14 protein-coding genes are annotated in these 17,101 nt (G+C 56.4%); 8 read left to right on the top strand and 6 right to left on the bottom strand.

Annotated elements, in window-relative coordinates; all coding sequences use genetic code 11:
* The first annotated feature begins 12 nt into the window (after positions 1–12).
* Positions 13–498 carry a GNAT family N-acetyltransferase gene (locus V6P94_RS20385; protein WP_133077989.1) on the top strand — a complete coding sequence of 162 codons (486 nt, stop codon included), beginning with the start codon at positions 13–15 and terminating at the stop codon, positions 496–498.
* A gap of 130 nt (positions 499–628) precedes the next feature.
* Here V6P94_RS20385 and V6P94_RS20380 read toward each other — a convergent pair whose 3' ends face one another.
* Together V6P94_RS20380 and V6P94_RS20375 are read right to left on the bottom strand one after the other, a co-directional pair.
* Complete coding sequence (locus tag V6P94_RS20380; protein WP_338648531.1) at positions 629–2,872, bottom strand: TonB-dependent siderophore receptor; 2,244 nt, start codon at positions 2,870–2,872, stop codon at positions 629–631.
* Positions 2,873–3,013: 141 nt separating this feature from the next.
* Positions 3,014–4,756: a phosphoethanolamine transferase CptA gene (locus V6P94_RS20375; protein ID WP_133077898.1), complete on the bottom strand. Its 1,743-nt coding sequence runs from the start codon at positions 4,754–4,756 to the stop codon at positions 3,014–3,016.
* Between the two features lie 364 nt (positions 4,757–5,120).
* Here V6P94_RS20375 and gnd point away from each other — a divergent pair, with 364 nt between their 5' ends.
* From gnd to nudC, 5 genes are all read left to right on the top strand, one after another.
* Positions 5,121–6,101 carry a phosphogluconate dehydrogenase (NAD(+)-dependent, decarboxylating) gene (gene gnd / locus V6P94_RS20370; RefSeq protein ID WP_133077897.1) on the top strand — a complete coding sequence of 327 codons (981 nt, stop codon included), beginning with the start codon at positions 5,121–5,123 and terminating at the stop codon, positions 6,099–6,101.
* Positions 6,098–7,621 carry a glucose-6-phosphate dehydrogenase gene (gene zwf / locus V6P94_RS20365; RefSeq protein WP_338648525.1) on the top strand — a complete coding sequence of 508 codons (1,524 nt, stop codon included), beginning with the start codon at positions 6,098–6,100 and terminating at the stop codon, positions 7,619–7,621. The genes gnd and zwf overlap by 4 nt, the downstream gene beginning before the upstream one ends.
* Positions 7,618–8,436 carry an HAD family hydrolase gene (locus V6P94_RS20360; protein ID WP_338648523.1) on the top strand — a complete coding sequence of 273 codons (819 nt, stop codon included), beginning with the start codon at positions 7,618–7,620 and terminating at the stop codon, positions 8,434–8,436. The genes zwf and V6P94_RS20360 overlap by 4 nt, the downstream gene beginning before the upstream one ends.
* A gap of 124 nt (positions 8,437–8,560) precedes the next feature.
* Positions 8,561–9,373, top strand: coding sequence for a crotonase/enoyl-CoA hydratase family protein (locus V6P94_RS20355; RefSeq protein WP_338648521.1), 813 nt, complete (start codon positions 8,561–8,563; stop codon positions 9,371–9,373).
* A 30-nt stretch (positions 9,374–9,403) separates the two neighbouring features.
* Complete coding sequence (nudC, locus tag V6P94_RS20350; RefSeq protein WP_338648519.1) at positions 9,404–10,234, top strand: NAD(+) diphosphatase; 831 nt, start codon at positions 9,404–9,406, stop codon at positions 10,232–10,234.
* Here the strand turns inward: nudC and V6P94_RS20345 are convergent.
* Together V6P94_RS20345 and V6P94_RS20340 are read right to left on the bottom strand one after the other, a co-directional pair.
* Positions 10,202–10,981, bottom strand: a complete 780-nt coding sequence (locus V6P94_RS20345) for a TSUP family transporter (RefSeq protein WP_219262110.1) — start codon at positions 10,979–10,981, stop codon at positions 10,202–10,204. The genes nudC and V6P94_RS20345 overlap by 33 nt on opposite strands.
* A 199-nt stretch (positions 10,982–11,180) precedes the next feature.
* Positions 11,181–12,266, bottom strand: coding sequence for a sigma-54 dependent transcriptional regulator (locus V6P94_RS20340; RefSeq protein WP_338648516.1), 1,086 nt, complete (start codon positions 12,264–12,266; stop codon positions 11,181–11,183).
* A gap of 330 nt (positions 12,267–12,596) precedes the next feature.
* Here V6P94_RS20340 and V6P94_RS20335 point away from each other — a divergent pair, with 330 nt between their 5' ends.
* Together V6P94_RS20335 and V6P94_RS20330 are read left to right on the top strand one after the other, a co-directional pair.
* Positions 12,597–13,766, top strand: coding sequence for an aminotransferase class V-fold PLP-dependent enzyme (locus V6P94_RS20335; protein ID WP_326427210.1), 1,170 nt, complete (start codon positions 12,597–12,599; stop codon positions 13,764–13,766).
* Positions 13,767–13,825: 59 nt separating this feature from the next.
* Positions 13,826–15,646: an aminopeptidase P family protein gene (locus tag V6P94_RS20330; protein ID WP_338648513.1), complete on the top strand. Its 1,821-nt coding sequence runs from the start codon at positions 13,826–13,828 to the stop codon at positions 15,644–15,646.
* A 49-nt stretch (positions 15,647–15,695) separates the two neighbouring features.
* Here the strand turns inward: V6P94_RS20330 and V6P94_RS20325 are convergent, their stop codons facing one another.
* Both V6P94_RS20325 and rhtA read right to left on the bottom strand, forming a co-directional pair.
* Positions 15,696–15,977, bottom strand: a complete 282-nt coding sequence (locus tag V6P94_RS20325; protein ID WP_133077888.1) for a hypothetical protein — start codon at positions 15,975–15,977, stop codon at positions 15,696–15,698.
* Positions 15,978–16,129: 152 nt separating this feature from the next.
* On the bottom strand, positions 16,130–17,029 hold the full coding sequence (gene rhtA / locus V6P94_RS20320) for a threonine/homoserine exporter RhtA (protein ID WP_338648509.1): 900 nt from the start codon (positions 17,027–17,029) through the stop codon (positions 16,130–16,132).
* Positions 17,030–17,101: the final 72 nt, after the last annotated feature.

Below are 17,101 nucleotides of genomic sequence, written 5' to 3'. Positions count from 1 at the left end.
GGAATGCCCGTAATGTCGGATGTCGTGGTAGTTCAAGCTGATTATACAAACCCGGTTCATGCTCAAGCGCTGAGAGACGTGTTGAACCACTACGCCAAAGACCCCATGGGTGGAGGTGAAGAGTTGTCGCAGGACGTGTTGGCGCAATTGCCGGCAGAGCTTGCCAGACGCCCTCATGCGTTTAGCGTGCTGGCGTTCGTCAACGGCGAGGCGGCAGGTCTGGTGAACTGTTTTGAAGGTTTTTCGACGTTTGCTGGCAAACCGTTAGTCAACGTACATGATGTGTCAGTGGTGGATACGTTTCGCGGTCTGGGCCTGAGTCAGAAAATGTTGCTCAAGGTCGAAGACATTGCCCGTGAGCGAGGCTGCTGCAAGATCACCCTGGAAGTGCTTGAGGGCAACCCCGTGGCTCAAGGTTCCTATCGCAAGTTTGGTTTCAGCGATGGTCAGCTCGACCCTGCTCACGGGCGCATGATGTTCTGGAACAAATATTTGTAAGCGCGGCGGGTTTCACACGTCCTGCGGGAACGGTGCTTGCCCGTCATGCAGGTGGGGCGGTGTTTCAGGCTTGCCGCGGCGATTGCATCGCGAGCAAGCCTGCTCCCGCTGTGCTTGATAAAGCTCCGGTTTAGAGCGTCCACTCCAGGCCAACACTCACCGTTCGCGGTTCGCCCCAGAACACGCCGTTATAGAAGCCGACGTTTTCGTAATACTTCTGATCGAGCAGGTTCTTGACGTTCAATGATGCCGAGACGTGTTCGTCGAATGTGTAGCGGGCCATCAGGTCGACGAGGGTGTAGGACTTTTGGGTGATGTCTTCTTTAAAGGTGATCGGATAACCCGCTGCATTTTTCTGTCCGGTAGGACGGTTGGCAGCGCGATAGATATCGCTTTGCCAGTTGACGGCGGCGCCCACGGTCATGGCATTCCACTCACCTGGCAGGCGGTAGGTGCTCGAAATCTTGACCAGATTCAATGGCGACGCGGTATTCATGCGTTGGCCTGCGGCGTTGCGTGAATGGGTGTAGGTGTAACCGGCGACCATGTTCCAGTCCTGCATGACCTCACCGGCCAGTTCGACCTCAAAGCCATTGATCTTGTTGCCCTTGCCACCGGATTTGTAATATTCCTCGCCCTTGGGGCCGCGAGGCACTGAGTCGTCGATTTCCGGTACGTTGTCCTGCTTGCTCCAGAACACGGCTGTCGACAGGTTGAGGCGTTCTTGCAAGAAGCTGCCCTTCAAGCCCAGTTCATAATTGCTACCCACCACCGGTTCAAGATAAGCATCGCCTACGCCCTTGTTGGTTGTAGGTTTGAAAATATCGGTGTAGCTCGCGTAGACCGTCAACTCCTCGGTGAAGTCATACAGCAAGCCCGCGTAAGGCGTAATGATGTCGTTTTGTGTCTGGCTGACTTTTGTGTGCTTGAGAGGGCCTGAATTGTTCTCAACAAACACGGTGTTGGCGTTGGAGCTTTTCCAGCTGCCATAACGGGTGCCGAGTACGGCATGCCATTCATCCGTCAGGTTGAAGCGTGTAGCCAGGTAACCGGACTTTTGTTTGACGATGTTTTGGCTGCCCTCAATGCCGGTATTAAAGTCCTGATACTTGGGAATCGAACTCATGTCCTGCCAGTTTGGAATGGTGTCGTAGGTCTCTGGGTTGAGGTTAATCATCAAGGGTGACGTGTTGTCGTTTTTGGCCTGGCCGTAACCCACCATCAACTCGTGGTCACGCCCGAACAAGGGGTAAGTGCCTGAGATATTGACGTCGACGGCGGTCATTTTTTCTTCGCCGATAAAATGGCTGTTATAGGCCGACATACCTGTGCCATCGGCATTGGGGAAACCGCCCCCGGCGTAGTAGACCTTGCCTTCGGCGTCACTGGTGCGATGGGTATAGGCCGCTTTGAGGTGCCAGTCATTGGACAGTTGCTGGTCCAGGGTGGCGAAGGCGGTCTTGTCCTTCATCGGCCATGAACTCCAGGAGGTGGCCAGGTTGGTTGAGCGGCCAAATTTGGCTTTCTCGCCCGAACCGGTCCAATAGGGAGTGGTCCCCCAGGACGACCCTTTTACCTGTTTGTCCTGGTAGTCGTAACCCACTGCCAGGAGGGTGGTGTCGGTCAGGTCTGCTTCCAGAATGCCGTAGGCCACTTCACGCTTGAGTGCATAGATATCGCGAAACGACTTGCTGTCGCGATAAGACAACACGGTGCGCCCGCGCAAACGACCGTCGAAAGCCAGCGGGCCGCCCACGTCGACATAGCTGTAATAGTCATCGTAACTGCCGCCTGTTGCCCCGGCCTTGGCCTGCAATTGGTGGGTGGGGCGTTTGCGGATCATGTTGATGGTGCCCGACGGATCGCCCGCGCCGGTTGTGAGGCCGGTGGCGCCGCGCACCACTTCAATTCGGTCGTAGATGATGGTGTCGGCATCAGTCTTCATAAAACTGAACGTATTGAGCATCCCGTCAATCTGGAAATTGGAGATGGTGTAGCCGCGTGATGAATAACTGACCCGGTCGGAGTCGTTGTGCTGCACCACAATCCCCGTGGTATGGCGCATGGCCTCGGTCAGGGTGTTGAGGTTGAAGTCATCCATCTCCTGACGGGTGACGACTGAGATCGACTGCGGAGTTTCGCGAATACTCAGGTTGAGTTTGGTCGCGGTGCTGGTCGAGCCCGTGGTGTAGGAACCGGTATTTTCGGTGCTGGCGCCCAGGCCTTGGGCGGTGACACTGGTACTGCCCAGTTCCAGTGAACGGGAGGTTTTCTCTACGTCATCCTGCTCGGTGTCGGCCAACAATTGCGGGCTGACGGTAGTGCCGATAAGCCCGAGTGTCAGGGTCATGGAACGGGTAAATGGCGCGAACATCGCTGCCGACTCCTTGTCGTTGTTATGAAGTTGTCTAGTGCTTCAAACGAATGACAAGGAGAAGGTTTAGGGGTAAAGAGAATTATTTGTGATGTGTGTGCCTGAAAACGAGCAGGGCGCCATTGGCGCCCTGCAGGTTATTTATTGCTTGGCTACATTGCCTGCAGCCGGAGGTTTAGGCTTGATCAGGCTGAAGTCGATCAAGGCTTTCTGCGGGCGCGAGTACGGATCGCCAATCAGTTGCGGGCGGGCGACAAACTGATCGCTGACCAGGCTTTTCTTGTCGTCCAGTTCATCGGCACTCAGGCCGGCCAGATCAGTCCAGGTATGGATGAACTGCGAGCTGCTGTAAGGACGGCTGAGGTCACTGGCGAAATTCCAGGTGTGGTTTTCACGCCATTTTGGCGATGCCCAGGCCATGAACGGAATGGTGTACATCGGTGCTGTCGGCTTGGCTTCGTTACGGCCCAGGGTGTTGTGACCGACCGAATCGAATACATCTTCGCCGTGGTCGGACAGATACAACAGGAAGCCGTTGGGGTCGGTCTTGGCGAAGTCCTTGATCAGGCTCGACACCACGAAATCGTTATACAACACGGCATTGTCGTAGCTGTTGTAAGTCGGTACCTGGTCGTCGGTCAGTCCGGCTGGCACACCGGTACGGTCCACGAACTTGTCGAAGGTCGGCGGGTAACGGTACTGGTAGCTCATGTGGGTGCCGAGCAGGTGGATCACGATCAGTTTGCGCGGGGCGCTGTCGGCCAGGATCTTGTTGAACGGCTCAATGACATCGCCGTCGTACTGACGAGCGTTCTGGTTGCGGTTGTTGTTGAGGTAGACCTGTTCATCAGCCTGCTCGGAGAAGGTGGTGAGCATGGTGTTGCGCTTGGTCATGGTCTGCTGGTTGGTGACCCAGAAAGTCTTGTAGCCCGCTTGCTTCATGACACTGACCAGTGACGGAGTACTGAGATACAGATCCGGGTTTTCTTCGTCAGCGAACGTCAGCACTTGTTGCAGGGCTTCAATGGTGTAGGGCCGTGGAGTGACGACGTTGTCGAAAATCGCCAGTTGATCGCGCAATTTATCGAGGTTTGGCGTTGTCTCGCGCGGGTAGCCATAGAGGCTCATGCGCTGGCGATTGGTCGATTCGCCTATGACCAGCACCAGGGTGGTTGGCTTGCCGGCTTCGTTGTCCTTGAGGTTGGTCAGGGGCGGAATCTTGCTGACGCTGGCCAGCATGCCTTGCATGTTATCCAGTTGCTCCAGATAACGGCGATACGCCACTACCATCTGCCACGGCACTGCAGGTTCGACACGGCTTTCGAAGCTTTCCATGGCGGAGGCCATAGAGTCGTGCTTCATTGTCTGTTTGATCAGCGGGTAACCGATAACCGCCACCAGTATGGCAACCGCTGCAGCCCAGGCCTGCACGCGGGGCAGGTACACCGGGCGCAAGCGTGACCACAGGAACACGGCGAAAGCGGTATGGGCCACGAATGCCAGCACCATCCACCAGGCAAAATACTGGGTCATGTATTCGCCAGCTTCGGAGATGTTCGATTCGAACATGATGAAGATGACGCTTTGCGAGAATTCTTGCTGATAGATAAAGAAGTAGCCCAGGCTTGCCATCGAGCAGGCCCACAGCACGACGCCAATCACGGCAGCCATTACGCGGGTGTGCTTGGGAAACATCAGCATAGGGGCCAACCAGACGGCACTCATCACAAAGGCCTGGCGGAACCCCGAGAAGCCGGAGGTGCCGGTCAGCTGGATCAGTAGCTGGGTGATGCCGGAAAAATACCAGAAGAACAGGAACAGCCAACCCAGGCCGGCCCAGTCAAATCCTTTCGCAGACGTGTTGCTGCGTTTAAACATCCCCATACAGCGCTCCAGCTGATAACTGACTTGAATGGTTGTTGCCTATTAACCAGGCACAACACATGGGGGCTGCCTCACGAAAGAGCAGCCACAAAGTGTTCAAGTATCTCCAAGTGCATGTGAAAACTTTGTCGCCAATAGCTGCGCTTGCGGGGGGTGTGTCGGCGCATTCGGCGACCTTGAGGGGTATTGGTTTTGCAATCTTTGCTGCTTCGTCCGTCTGTTGAGTGTATTGAATCGGGAATCTGCCCTTCACCTTGTGCGAAACTATGCACCATGTGTCAGGACTGATCCTGACCGGGCACCTTGGGCAATGTTGCACTAAGGTGCTGTACAACTATTTATTTGTCGTTGGGAGCAACAGTACATGCAGTTGGGAATTATTGGATTGGGCCGTATGGGCGGGAATATCGCACGGCGTCTGATGCTCAATGGGCATACAACCGTGGTTTTTGACCGCAATACCGACTTTGTCAGCGCTCTGGAACAGGAAGGCGCCACCGGCGTTGCCGATTTGCCAGCGCTGGTCGCAGGCCTGGCCAAACCCCGTGCTGTCTGGGTCATGCTGCCTTCAGGTGCGCCGACCGAAGACACCATCGAGACCCTGAGCCAGCTGCTGGACGCCGATGACATCATCATCGATGGCGGTAACACCTTCTATAAAGATGACATGCGTCGTTCGCAGTCTCTGGCCGAAAAGGGCATCCAGTACGTTGACGTCGGTACCTCGGGCGGCGTGTGGGGCCTGGAGCGCGGTTATTGCATGATGATCGGTGGAGACAGCGCTGTCGTGAAGCACCTGGACCCGCTGTTTGCAGCGCTGGCCCCGGGCATGGGTGACATCCCGCGCACCAAGGACCGTGTATCTGACGACGATCGTGCCGAGCGTGGTTATATCCATGCGGGCCCGGCAGGTGCTGGTCATTTCGTGAAGATGGTGCACAACGGTATTGAATACGGTTTGATGCAGGCTTACGCCGAAGGCTTCAACCTGATGAAGATGAAGGGCGGTGAGAACCTGCCTGAAGAGCAGCGCTTTGACCTGAACCTGGGCGATATTGCCGAAGTATGGCGTCGTGGTAGCGTTGTTTCGTCCTGGCTGCTGGATTTGACTGCCGATGCCCTGGCCACTGATGAGCCGCTGGATGGCTACTCAGGCGCCGTGGCAGATAGCGGTGAAGGCCGCTGGACCATCGAAGCTGCAATGGAGCAGTCGACGCCGGTTCCGGTGTTGTCGCAAGCCCTGTTTGCCCGCTACAGTTCGCGCCAGCAAAGCCTCTATGGCGACAAAATGCTATCGGCCATGCGCTTTGGTTTCGGTGGCCATGTGGAGACGTCTAAAAAATGATTGATCTGTCCAGTAAACCTGACGCCAAGCCCGCGCCGCCCACCACTCTGTTCTTGTTTGGTGCCCACGGTGATCTGGTAAAGCGCTTGCTGATGCCTGCGCTGTACAACTTGAGTCGAGACGGTTTACTGGACGGTGGCCTGCGCATTGTGGGCGTTGACCACAATGGGATCAGTGATGAGGGGTTTGCCAAAAAGCTGGAGGACTTCATTCGCAATGAAGCGTCCAGCAAGGTGGATCATCCTGACGGGCAAGGCTTGAATGCCGATTTGTGGGCCTCGTTGGCGAAGAACATCAGCTACGTGCAGGGCGATTTTCTGGATGACAGCACCTACGGGGCGCTGGAGCAGAAAATCATCGCCAGCGGCACTGGCAATGCGGTGTTCTACCTGGCCACTGCACCACGCTTTTTCAGCGAAGTCGTGCAGCGGCTGGGTGCCAGCGGGTTGCTCAAGGAAACCCCCGATGCATTTCGCCGGGTCGTCATTGAAAAACCTTTTGGCTCTGACGTGCAGACAGCTCAAGCATTGAATGAGTGCCTGCTCAATGTCATGAGCGAGAAGCAGATCTACCGGATTGACCATTACCTGGGCAAGGAAACCGTCCAGAATATTTTGGTCAGCCGTTTCTCCAACGGGCTTTTCGAAGCCTTCTGGAACAATCATTACATTGACCATGTGCAGATCACTGCGGCTGAAACCGTCGGGGTTGAGACACGTGGCAGTTTTTACGAACACACCGGCGCCTTGCGCGACATGTTGCCCAATCATTTGTTTCAACTGCTGGCGATGGTGGCGATGGAGCCCCCCGCAGCCTTTGGGGCCGATGCAGTGCGCGGTGAAAAAGCCAAGGTGATTGGAGCAATCCGCCCCTGGTCGAAAGAAGAGGCGTTGAAAAATTCTGTACGCGGGCAGTACACCCAGGGTGAGTCCGGCGGCAAGCCGGTCGTGGGATACCGCGAAGAGAACAACGTGGCTGCTGACAGCAGCACTGAAACCTTTGTGGCGCTCAAGGTGATGATCGACAACTGGCGCTGGGTCGGTGTGCCGTTCTACCTGCGCACCGGCAAACGCATGAGTGCGCGCGACACTGAAATCGCCATCTGTTTCAAGCCTGCGCCTTATGCACAGTTCCGCGACACCGAAGTTGAACGTTTGCAGCCCAATTATTTACGTATCCAGATCCAGCCCAACGAAGGCATGTGGTTTGACCTTCAAGCCAAGCGCCCGGGCCCCGGGCTGAAAATGGCCAATATCGAGTTGGGGTTTGCGTACAAGGACTTCTTCGAAATGCAGCCTTCCACAGGCTACGAGACGTTGATTTACGACTGCCTCACCGGTGACCAGACCTTGTTCCAGCGTGCCGACAATATTGAAAACGGCTGGCGTGGTGTGCAGCCTTTTCTGGATGCGTGGCGTGAACACACTGACGTTCAGCCTTACAAGGCCGGGGAAGACGGCCCGGAGGCGGCCAAAGAGTTGCTGGCTCGCGATGGTCGCGTCTGGCTCAACATAGGATGAGTGACGTGAAGCTGGACTCCGTTGAATTGGTGCTGTGCGACATGGATGGCACCTTACTGTTGCCCGACCACACCATCAGCCCGCGCAACCTGGCTGCGGTCAAGGCGTTGCAGGCTGCAGGCATTCATTTCACCCTGGCTACCGGCCGCCCGCCCAGGGCCATGCGCGAGTACATCCGGCAGTTGGGTATTGAATTGCCCACTGCAGGATTCAACGGCGGAGCGCTGGTAAACGCCGATGGCAGCTATTTGCAGTCCCATCATGTGCCGTACGAGGCGGTGTTGAAGGCGCTGGCCCTGTTGTCCGGGCATGACGTTGAAATCTGGGTGTTTGCTGACGATGAGTGGCTGTTGCGCGATCCGTTGGGCCCGATGGTTGCCCACGAACAACAGGGGCTGGGTTATGCGCCGTTAGTGGTAGAGAGCTTTGAACCTTATTTGCATCGAGTGGACAAGATCGTGGCCACTACCAGCAATGCGCCACTGCTGGTGGAGCTTGAACAGAGTCTGCAGCAGGTGTTGAGCGGGGAGGCATCGGCCAGCCGGTCGCAGGCCCGTTATCTGGACATCACTGCACTCAAGGCCAACAAAGGCGATGCCCTTGCAGCGCTGGCCGAGCATTTGGGTGTGCCCCTTGAGCGTACGGTAGCGATCGGCGACGGCGGCAATGACCCTGCGATGTTCCATCGTGCCGGGCTGTCGATCGCCATGGGGCAGGCCGAAGCGCAGGTTCGCGAGCAGGCGATGCAGGTCACTGGCAGCAATGTCGAAGACGGCGTTGCCCAGGTGATAGAGCGTTTTATCCTGCAGCGTTGAGGGCTATTCAGGCAGGTCATTTTGTCCGTAGTTTGGCGCAATCGCGGCCTGCCTGGGGCCGGTCAGGCTTGTTATAGTCCGCCGCTCATTGAGCGGCGACAGCGCCCCATAAAGGATTCAGGTTATGTCCGACTACCAGGCTTTTCAGGTTGAGTTAAACGGCAACATTGCCCACGTTCAGATCAACCGGCCTGAAAAGGTCAATGCGATGAACGCGGCGTTCTGGACCGAGATCATCGAGATCTTCCAGTGGATTGATGAAACCGATGCCGTACGGGTTGTCGTGCTCAGTGGTGCAGGCAAGCACTTTTCAGCCGGTATCGACTTGATGCTGCTGGCATCGGTAGCCAATGAGATGGGCAAGGATGTGGGCCGTAATGCCCGCATGCTGCGGCGCAAGATTCTGCAAATGCAGGCCTCGTTCAATGCCGTGGATCATTGTCGCAAGCCCGTTTTGGCGGCTGTTCAGGGCTATTGCCTGGGCGGGGCGATTGACCTGATCGCGGCCTGTGATATGCGCTACGCCGCCGAGGATGCGCAGTTCTCGATCAAGGAAATCGACATGGGCATGGCCGCTGACGTGGGGACTTTGCAACGTTTGCCGCGCATCATCGGTGATGGCATGCTCCGCGAACTGGCTTACACCGGGCGGATGGTCGCGGCGGATGAGGCCCGAGCTATCGGCCTGGTCAACCGCGTCTACAGCGATCATCAGGCGTTGCTGGACGGGGTAATGGCAATTGCCCTGGAAATCGCCAGCAAATCCCCCATCGCCATTGCCGGCACCAAGCAGATAATCAGCTATATGCGCGATCACCGTGTGGACGATGGTCTGGAATATGTTGCGACCTGGAACGCGGCGATGCTTCAGTCCAGCGACTTGCGGCTGGCGATGACGGCGCACATGACCAAGCAAAAACCCGAGTTTCTGGATTGAAGTCTTTGTAACCTGAACAAGGATCATTTAATGACACCGCGTTGGATCACGGCAGTACTGGATACAGACCTGACTGGAGGCTGGGCCGTGGCGCGCGGCCCCGACGGGTTCTTGATCAGTCACAATGGCCCGCTCTTTTCCCGGGAGTGGCTCAAGCGCCAGGACCTTGTTGTGCTGGCGGAGCATGGCATCGGACACCTGGACGGCGAGCCGGTGTACCTGCTCGAGCTTGCAAGTGCGGCCCAGGTCGAGGGCTGTGATTGGCAGGGCTTGCGTGCCTTCATGCTGGGCGATGACCACACGCTGTACAAGGTGCTGGGTTATGCCGCGCAAATTGGCACCTGGGCTCGTGAGCATCGCTTTTGTGGTAGCTGCGGGCAGGCCATGACGCAGGTGCCGAGGGAGCGTGCGATGTATTGCGCGGCCTGCGATTTGCGCAGTTATCCACGTATCTCGCCCAGCATGATTGTATTGATTACCCGGGGCGATGAAGTGCTTCTGGCCCGTTCACCGCGCTTTGTACCGGGGGTCTACAGCACTCTGGCGGGGTTCGCCGAGCCGGGGGAGTCGGCCGAGGATTGCCTGATTCGCGAAGTGCGCGAAGAAGTGCAGGTGGAGGTCAGGAACATCCAGTATGTGGGCAGCCAGTGCTGGCCGTTCCCGCACTCCATGATGCTGGGTTTTCACGCCGAGTACGCGGGAGGCGATATCGTGCCTCAGGCCGACGAGATAGAAGATGCGCAGTGGTTCAATGTGCACCGGCTGCCGCCGTTGCCGGCGTCGCGCTCAATTGCGCGTTATCTCATCGACTTGTATGTAGCCCGTCGTTTAGGCCATGCCGAACCAGTGCTGCCAGGCTAGGCGCACGGTCAAACCCAATACCACGGTGATAAACACCGGGCGAATGAATTTGGCCCCGCCGCTGATTGCGCTGCGGGCGCCGAAGAAGGCGCCGACCATGACTGCAAAGCCCATGGTCAGACCGATCACCCAGTCCACATGGCCGGAGAATATGAACACCGACAGCGCTGCAATGTTGCTGACGAAATTCATGCTGCGCGCCACACCGCTGGCCTTCACCAGATCGACCGGGTACATCAGCATGGTGCTGACGGTCCAGAACGCGCCCGTACCCGGCCCGGCTACGCCATCATAAAATCCCAGGCCCAGGCCCTGGGGCAGTTGCCATTTCTTTTTGATCGGCGCGTCGTTGTCGACAGGCGTTTTGGGTGTGCCGCCAAACAGCAGGTAGAGCCCGCAGCCGAAAACAATCACCGGCAGCATTTTGTTGAGCCATTCGGCGGGCATGTAGTGGGCGACAACTGCGCCGATCAGCGCACCGGCGAGGGTTCCGAAAATGGCCAGTTTCCATTCGCGAGGATGGAACAGTTTGCGTCGGTAGAAGGTAAGGCTCGCGGTGGCTGCGCCGAATGTCGAGCTGAGCTTGTTGGTGCCCAGCACCAGATGTGGCGGCAAGCCTGCGGTGAGCAGGGCAGGGGTGGTGAGCAGCCCCCCGCCCCCGGCAATGGCGTCGATGAATCCGGCAACAAAGGCAACGGCGGCCAGAATGGCGAGGGTGGTCAAATCTACGCTGAGTTCAAAAGGCATGGGATCGACTTAATTTGGCGGGACGTACAGCGCAAACGCGCAGGAAGGACGTCATCTTACCGATAAGCGTGAATAGCGGCGATAGGCCTTTTGTGGTTGATCGGACCCACTGAACCCGCGTGGGTCGCCCAACCCGGCATCGAGCGATGTTGCCAAACGTTCCGAGGTATCGTCAGGCAACTGCGATGGGGGCAGGCTTTCAATAGGCGAGGGCGTCGGGCTCCGTGCGACGCACATTGACTGAAAGTGCTCCGAGCTTGATCAGGCGTGTTCGGGTGACGTTGCGACTCAAACCCAGCAATTTTGCAGTGTGTACCTGATTGTAATGGCAAAACTCATAGGCCGTACGCAGCAGGGTATCTTCAACGGCTTCATGCAGGGCGCCCGGCTCTTCTTCGAACAGTTTCCGAAAGGCGCGTTGTAACAAGTCCCGGGTGGTATGCGTGGCGGGTTGTTGCAGCGCGAAGTCCTGGCGTCTGCTGCGTGATTGGGACAGGCGCAGGTCTTGTACCGTAATGGTCTGATTGCGGCACAGGAGCAGGCTGTGATGCACGACATTTTCAAGCTCGCGAATATTGCCCTGCCAAGGATGGTGGATCAGTACGTGTTCGGCACATTCACTGAGTGCCGTTGGTCCATGAGGCAGCCGTTGGCGATAGGTTTTAAGGAAGTGTCTGGCTAACGGAAGGATATCCCCGGGGCGCTCACGTAACGGGAGCAGCGCAAGGCTGACGACATTGAGGCGGTAGTACAGATCTTCTCGAAAATGCCCGGCGTCTATGGCCTGTTCCAGATTGACGTTTGTGGCAGCCAGTACGCGCACGTTGATCGGTGTGCTTTTGCGCGAGCCCAACCGCACGACCTCCTGCTCTTGCAGGACGCGTAGCAGCTTTACCTGGATGGTCAGCGGCAAGTCGCCGATCTCATCCAGAAATAATGTGCCGCCATCGGCCTCTTCAAACCATCCGGCTTTTGCAGTCAGCGCGCCTGTAAAAGCCCCTTTTTCATGGCCAAACAGTTCAGCTTCCACCAATGACTCGGCAAAGGCGCCGCAATTGACGGCCACAAATGGCTGGTTGTGACGGTGGCTGAGTTGGTGGATATGCCGGGCGACCAGTTCTTTGCCGGTGCCGGTTTCACCAATGATCAGTACGCTGGCGTCACTGGGCGCTATCTGTTGCAAGTGTGCCAACAGGGCTTTGGACGCGGGGTCTTCAAACACTTGTGCCGTGGCGCGTATGGACGTGGCCAGTGCCGGGGTGGCAGGTAATGTTAAAAGCTGCATTGACAGCTCCTTTTAACAGGGGCTCTGCCCACAAAAGGAAAGCCGAAGGCTGCTTTATAAAGTCATTTTGTTATTCCGTAAACTAACCTAATTCCATATTTATATATCGATATTGCATATCTGACTTGCGTGATGACCTGCTTTTAGCGCTTTATAAGCTCCTGCTTTCCAGATAGCCCAGATTTGAGACATATCCTACGGCCTTCCTGTCGAATGCACCTTTTTTCACCTGGCTCAATCGGTTATCTCTAACGGCCGCATTTTCTCGTGGCTTCACTCTCCGGTACCAGGCACTGCCTGTTTCCGGAATGCGCTCAGTGGATTTGAACAATGAACAAGCGACCTATTTATTTCGATTACGCGGCCACCACTCCCGTGGACGCTCGTGTCATTCAGGTGATGGTCGATTGCCTGGGTTTTGAAGGCAACTTTGGCAATCCGGCCTCTGGCTCCCATGTCTTTGGTCAGCAAGCCCGGCAGACGGTAGAACTGGCCCGTGAACAGGTCGCGAAACTGATCAATGCCAGGCCTGAGCAGATTATCTGGACCTCGGGTGCGACCGAGTCCAATAACCTGGCGCTAAAAGGTGTGGCCCAGGCGGGTGGTCAGTCCCGCGGGCATATCATCACCAGTCAGATCGAGCACAAGGCGGTGTTGGACACTGCACGCTTTTTACAAGAGGCGGGTTTTGAGGTGACGTATCTGGCCCCTGATGCCAATGGGCTCGTAAGTGCCGATCAGGTAGATGCTGCTCTGCGCGACGACACACTGCTGGTGTCGTTGATGCTGGTCAACAATGAACTGGGCACGGTCAACGATATTCCGGGTATCGGGCGCCGGGTCCGCGAGCATGGTGCGCTGTTCCACGTCGATGCCGCGCAGGGAGCGGGCAAGGTTGCCATCGACCTGGATGAGTGGGCGGTAGACTTGATGTCGTTCTCGGGGCACAAGATCTATGGTCCCAAAGGTATCGGCGCCTTGTATGTGGGGCCGCGTGCGCAGGATCGGCTACAGGCACAGATTCATGGTGGCGGGCATGAGTCCGGTTTGCGCTCAGGAACCCTGGCGACTCATCAAATTGCAGGCATGGGCGCTGCATTTGCAGTGGCCAGTGAGTCATTTGCTCAGGAGCTGGCTCACATTCGCGGACTTCGCCAGCGCTTGCTTGAGCAGTTGGTCGATGTGCAAGGGCTGCAATGTAATGGCTGTCCGACAGAGCGAATTCCCCATACCTTGAGCCTGACCTTCAGCGAAGGGCACTTCAACAGCGCAATCCTGAGTGCTTCCCTCGCGTACTCGGCAACTTCAGCGTGCAACTCGGCGAGTAATGCACCGTCCCACGTGCTGCTGGCCCTGGGGCATGATGCCGATAAAGCCAGCCGAACAATCCGCCTGAGTCTTGGGCGCTTCACCAGCGAGCAGGATATAGATGCCGCAGTGAAGGCGATTAAAGCTTCTGTCGCCGCGCCGGCACCGTTTTGGGCGGTTGCCCAACGGTAGTGGCTGATCCATGATCACTAGCGATCAATAATAATACCCAGTGATAAACAGGAGACAGAATGAGTACTCAGTCGTTGAATCCAGTACCGGTTGTGGAGCGTTTGGCGCGTACTCGGGCGTTGATGAGCCAGAACGGTATATATGCGCTGCTGGTGCCCTCGGCTGACCCCCATCTTTCAGAGTACTTGCCTGCGTATTGGCAAGGACGCCAATGGCTGTCGGGTTTTTACGGTTCGGTTGGAACATTGATTGTGACGCCAACCTTTGCCGGAGTGTGGGCTGATAGTCGTTACTGGGAGCAGGCGGCCAAAGAGCTGAAGGGCAGTACCATTGAGCTGGTCAAGCTGTTACCCGGGCAATCGGGTCCTCTTGAGTGGCTGGCCGAGCAGACACCTGAAGGTGCAACGGTTTCCGTTGATGGCGCAGTGCTCGCCCTGGCATCTGCACGCACACTCGAGAGCAAGCTTAAAGAGCGTGGTGCCGTTTTACGTACGGATATCGATCTGCTTGGCCAGGTTTGGGATGACCGTCCAATACTGCCGGTACAGCCGGTTTATGAGCATCTGCCGCCGCAAGCGACGGTCAGTCGGGCTGTAAAACTGGCGCAGTTGCGAGAAACACTCAAGCAGCGCCAGGCGGATGCACATTTTATTGCGACTCTGGATGACATCGCCTGGTTGTTTAATCTGCGAGGCTCGGATGTCTCCTTCAACCCAGTGTTCGTTTCGTTTGCATTGGTCGAGGCCTCGCGGGCTACCTTGTTTCTGGACTTGAATAAAATCAGTGTCGAACTGCGCGAGACACTTGAGGCTGATGGCGTTGAGCTGCGTGATTACGTTGAGATCAATGCGGCTCTGGCGTCTTTGCCGGGTTCAACTCGTCTATTGGTGGACCCTGCCCGTGTGACCTGCGGGCTGCTCGGTCATTTACAGGCTGAGGTGAAACTGGTTGAAGGCTTGAATCCAACTACCTTGGCCAAGTCTCAGAAGAGCCTCGAGGACGCTGTCCATATCCGTCAGGCTATGGAGCAGGATGGTGCTGCGCTCTGTGAGTTCTTTGCATGGCTGGAGACAGCCCTTGGGCGTGAGCGCATTACCGAGTTGACTATTGATGAGCAGTTGACCGCTGCTCGTGCCCGCCGCCCCGGCTTTGTATCGTTAAGCTTCAACACCATTGCGGCTTTTAATGCCAATGCCGCAATGCCGCATTACCACGCAACGGAGCAAGAGCATGCTGTGATTGAAGGTGATGGCTTGTTGTTGATCGACTCGGGTGGGCAGTACCTGGGAGGCACAACCGATATCACGCGTATGGTCCCTGTTGGTACGCCAACCCGCGAGCAGAAACACGATTGTACCCGTGTGCTTAAAGGTGTGATCGCCTTGTCCAGGGCTCAATTTCCAAAAGGGATCCTGTCACCTTTGCTGGATTCGATCGCAAGGGCGCCGATTTGGGCTGAGCACGTCGATTACGGGCACGGGACAGGTCATGGGGTCGGCTACTTCCTGAATGTGCATGAAGGGCCTCAAGTTATTGCGTATCAGGCTGCGCCGGCACCACATACTGCGATGCAGCCAGGGATGATTACCTCGATTGAGCCTGGAACATACCGCCCGGGTCGTTGGGGAGTGCGAATCGAGAATCTGGTGTTGAATCGTGAGGCGGGAACTTCGGAGTTTGGGGCATTCTTGAAGTTTGAAACCCTGACGCTGTGCCCAATCGACACGCGCTGTCTGGAGCCATCATTGCTGACCCTGGAAGAGCGCGAATGGTTTGACGCCTATCATGCGCTGGTTCGCGAGCGTTTGAGCCCGCACCTTGTCGGGTCTGCGCTTGAGTGGCTGCTGGAGCGTACGGCACCACTTACGATAACTGCCTGATCTCCTTGCCATGCTGTCGGCTCGCTCGACGGCATGGCTGGGCGGGGCGTTACTTGCAGATAACAATCATGCTGCGGCTGGTATAGCCGGCTGGGTTCAGGCCGAATGGATAGTCCCCTGGTTCTTCTGCGGTATCGCCCGATTTGGCTACCACCCGGTATCCCTTGCTTCCACAGGATTTGACGGCTTCGGCGTAGCACTTGTTCCACGATGAGGACAATCCAGAGCAATTGATATGCAATCCTCGTTTTCCATGCTTGACGGCAGTTTCCGAGGTTGCTGCGCAGCCGGTTACAACGAGTACGGCTAAAGCTACCAAAATTCGTTTCATTCCTGTCCTTAAGCGTTTGCGTCGGATTTACGGGATGCGAGAATCGGTGACCATCTCCCCATGGTTTTAGTGGATATCCTTATCCGGAATCGGTTCATGTGATTCTCAAGGGACAAACATCTCTTAAATGAGAGTCAATTACCAGAGCAGAGTTAAATGGCGTGCTTATTGTCGGTGATGATCGGTTTTGAGTGGTTGCGCATCGTTAAGGTCGCACCGATTGAGGCCATTATGATGCAAGAGATGGCCATCCACTGTGTGAACGACAAGACCTCATTCAGGAATAGCAGCCCTGAAAGCGCCCCAAAGGCAGGCTCTATGCTCATTAAAGTGCCGAATGTTCGGGTGGGCATGCGTGTAAGAGCGATCATCTCAAGCGTGTAAGGCAGTGCTGTCGATAAGAGTGCTACACCAATGGCTATTGGGATCAGACCAGGGTTCAGCAATGCCGCCCCTGCGTGGTAAACCCCGATAGGTGCGAAAAACAGAGCCGCAATAATGACGCCCAATGCTGCGGTCTGAACGCCATTGTCCGCACCGGCCCGCTGTCCATAGAGGATGTACAGCGCCCAGCAGACCCCGGCACTTAGCGCGTAGCCGGCGCCTGTTGGATCAATGCCTTGAACGCTTTCACCAATGGGTATGAGCAGTAGGAGTCCCGTGATGGCCAGGCCGATCCATATAAAGTCGATAGGTCTGCGGGAGCTATAAATAGCCACTGCCAAAGGACCCGTAAACTCCAGAGCAACTGCAATACCCAGCGGAACAGTGCGCAGTGACATATAGAAGAGGAAATTCATTCCTCCCAGGGCAATCCCGTAAACGATCACGGTCTTCAAGGACTTGGTGGTGAACTTGGCTCTCCATGGTCGCAGTATCAGAAGCATGATGAGGCTGGCGAATGTCAGGCGCAGGCTGGTTGTTCCTTGTGCGCCGATAATAGGGAACATGCTTTTTGCCAGCGAGGCGCCGGATTGGATCGAGGCCATGGCAATGAGTAGCAAGCCAACAGGGAATAGCGTTGCTACGAAGCTATGGGGGGGCTTTATCATTGATAGGTGTGCCTGGCAGAAGGTTTAAAGACAGGCATGATGCTTGGGTAATTCTGGATGTGCAATATAGTG

Source organism: Pseudomonas sp. ML2-2023-3, from assembly GCF_037055275.1.
Classification (GTDB): Bacteria; Pseudomonadota; Gammaproteobacteria; order Pseudomonadales; family Pseudomonadaceae; genus Aquipseudomonas.
Note: the sequence above shows the minus strand (reverse complement) of the source record. Positions and strands in the feature narration are given on the sequence as shown.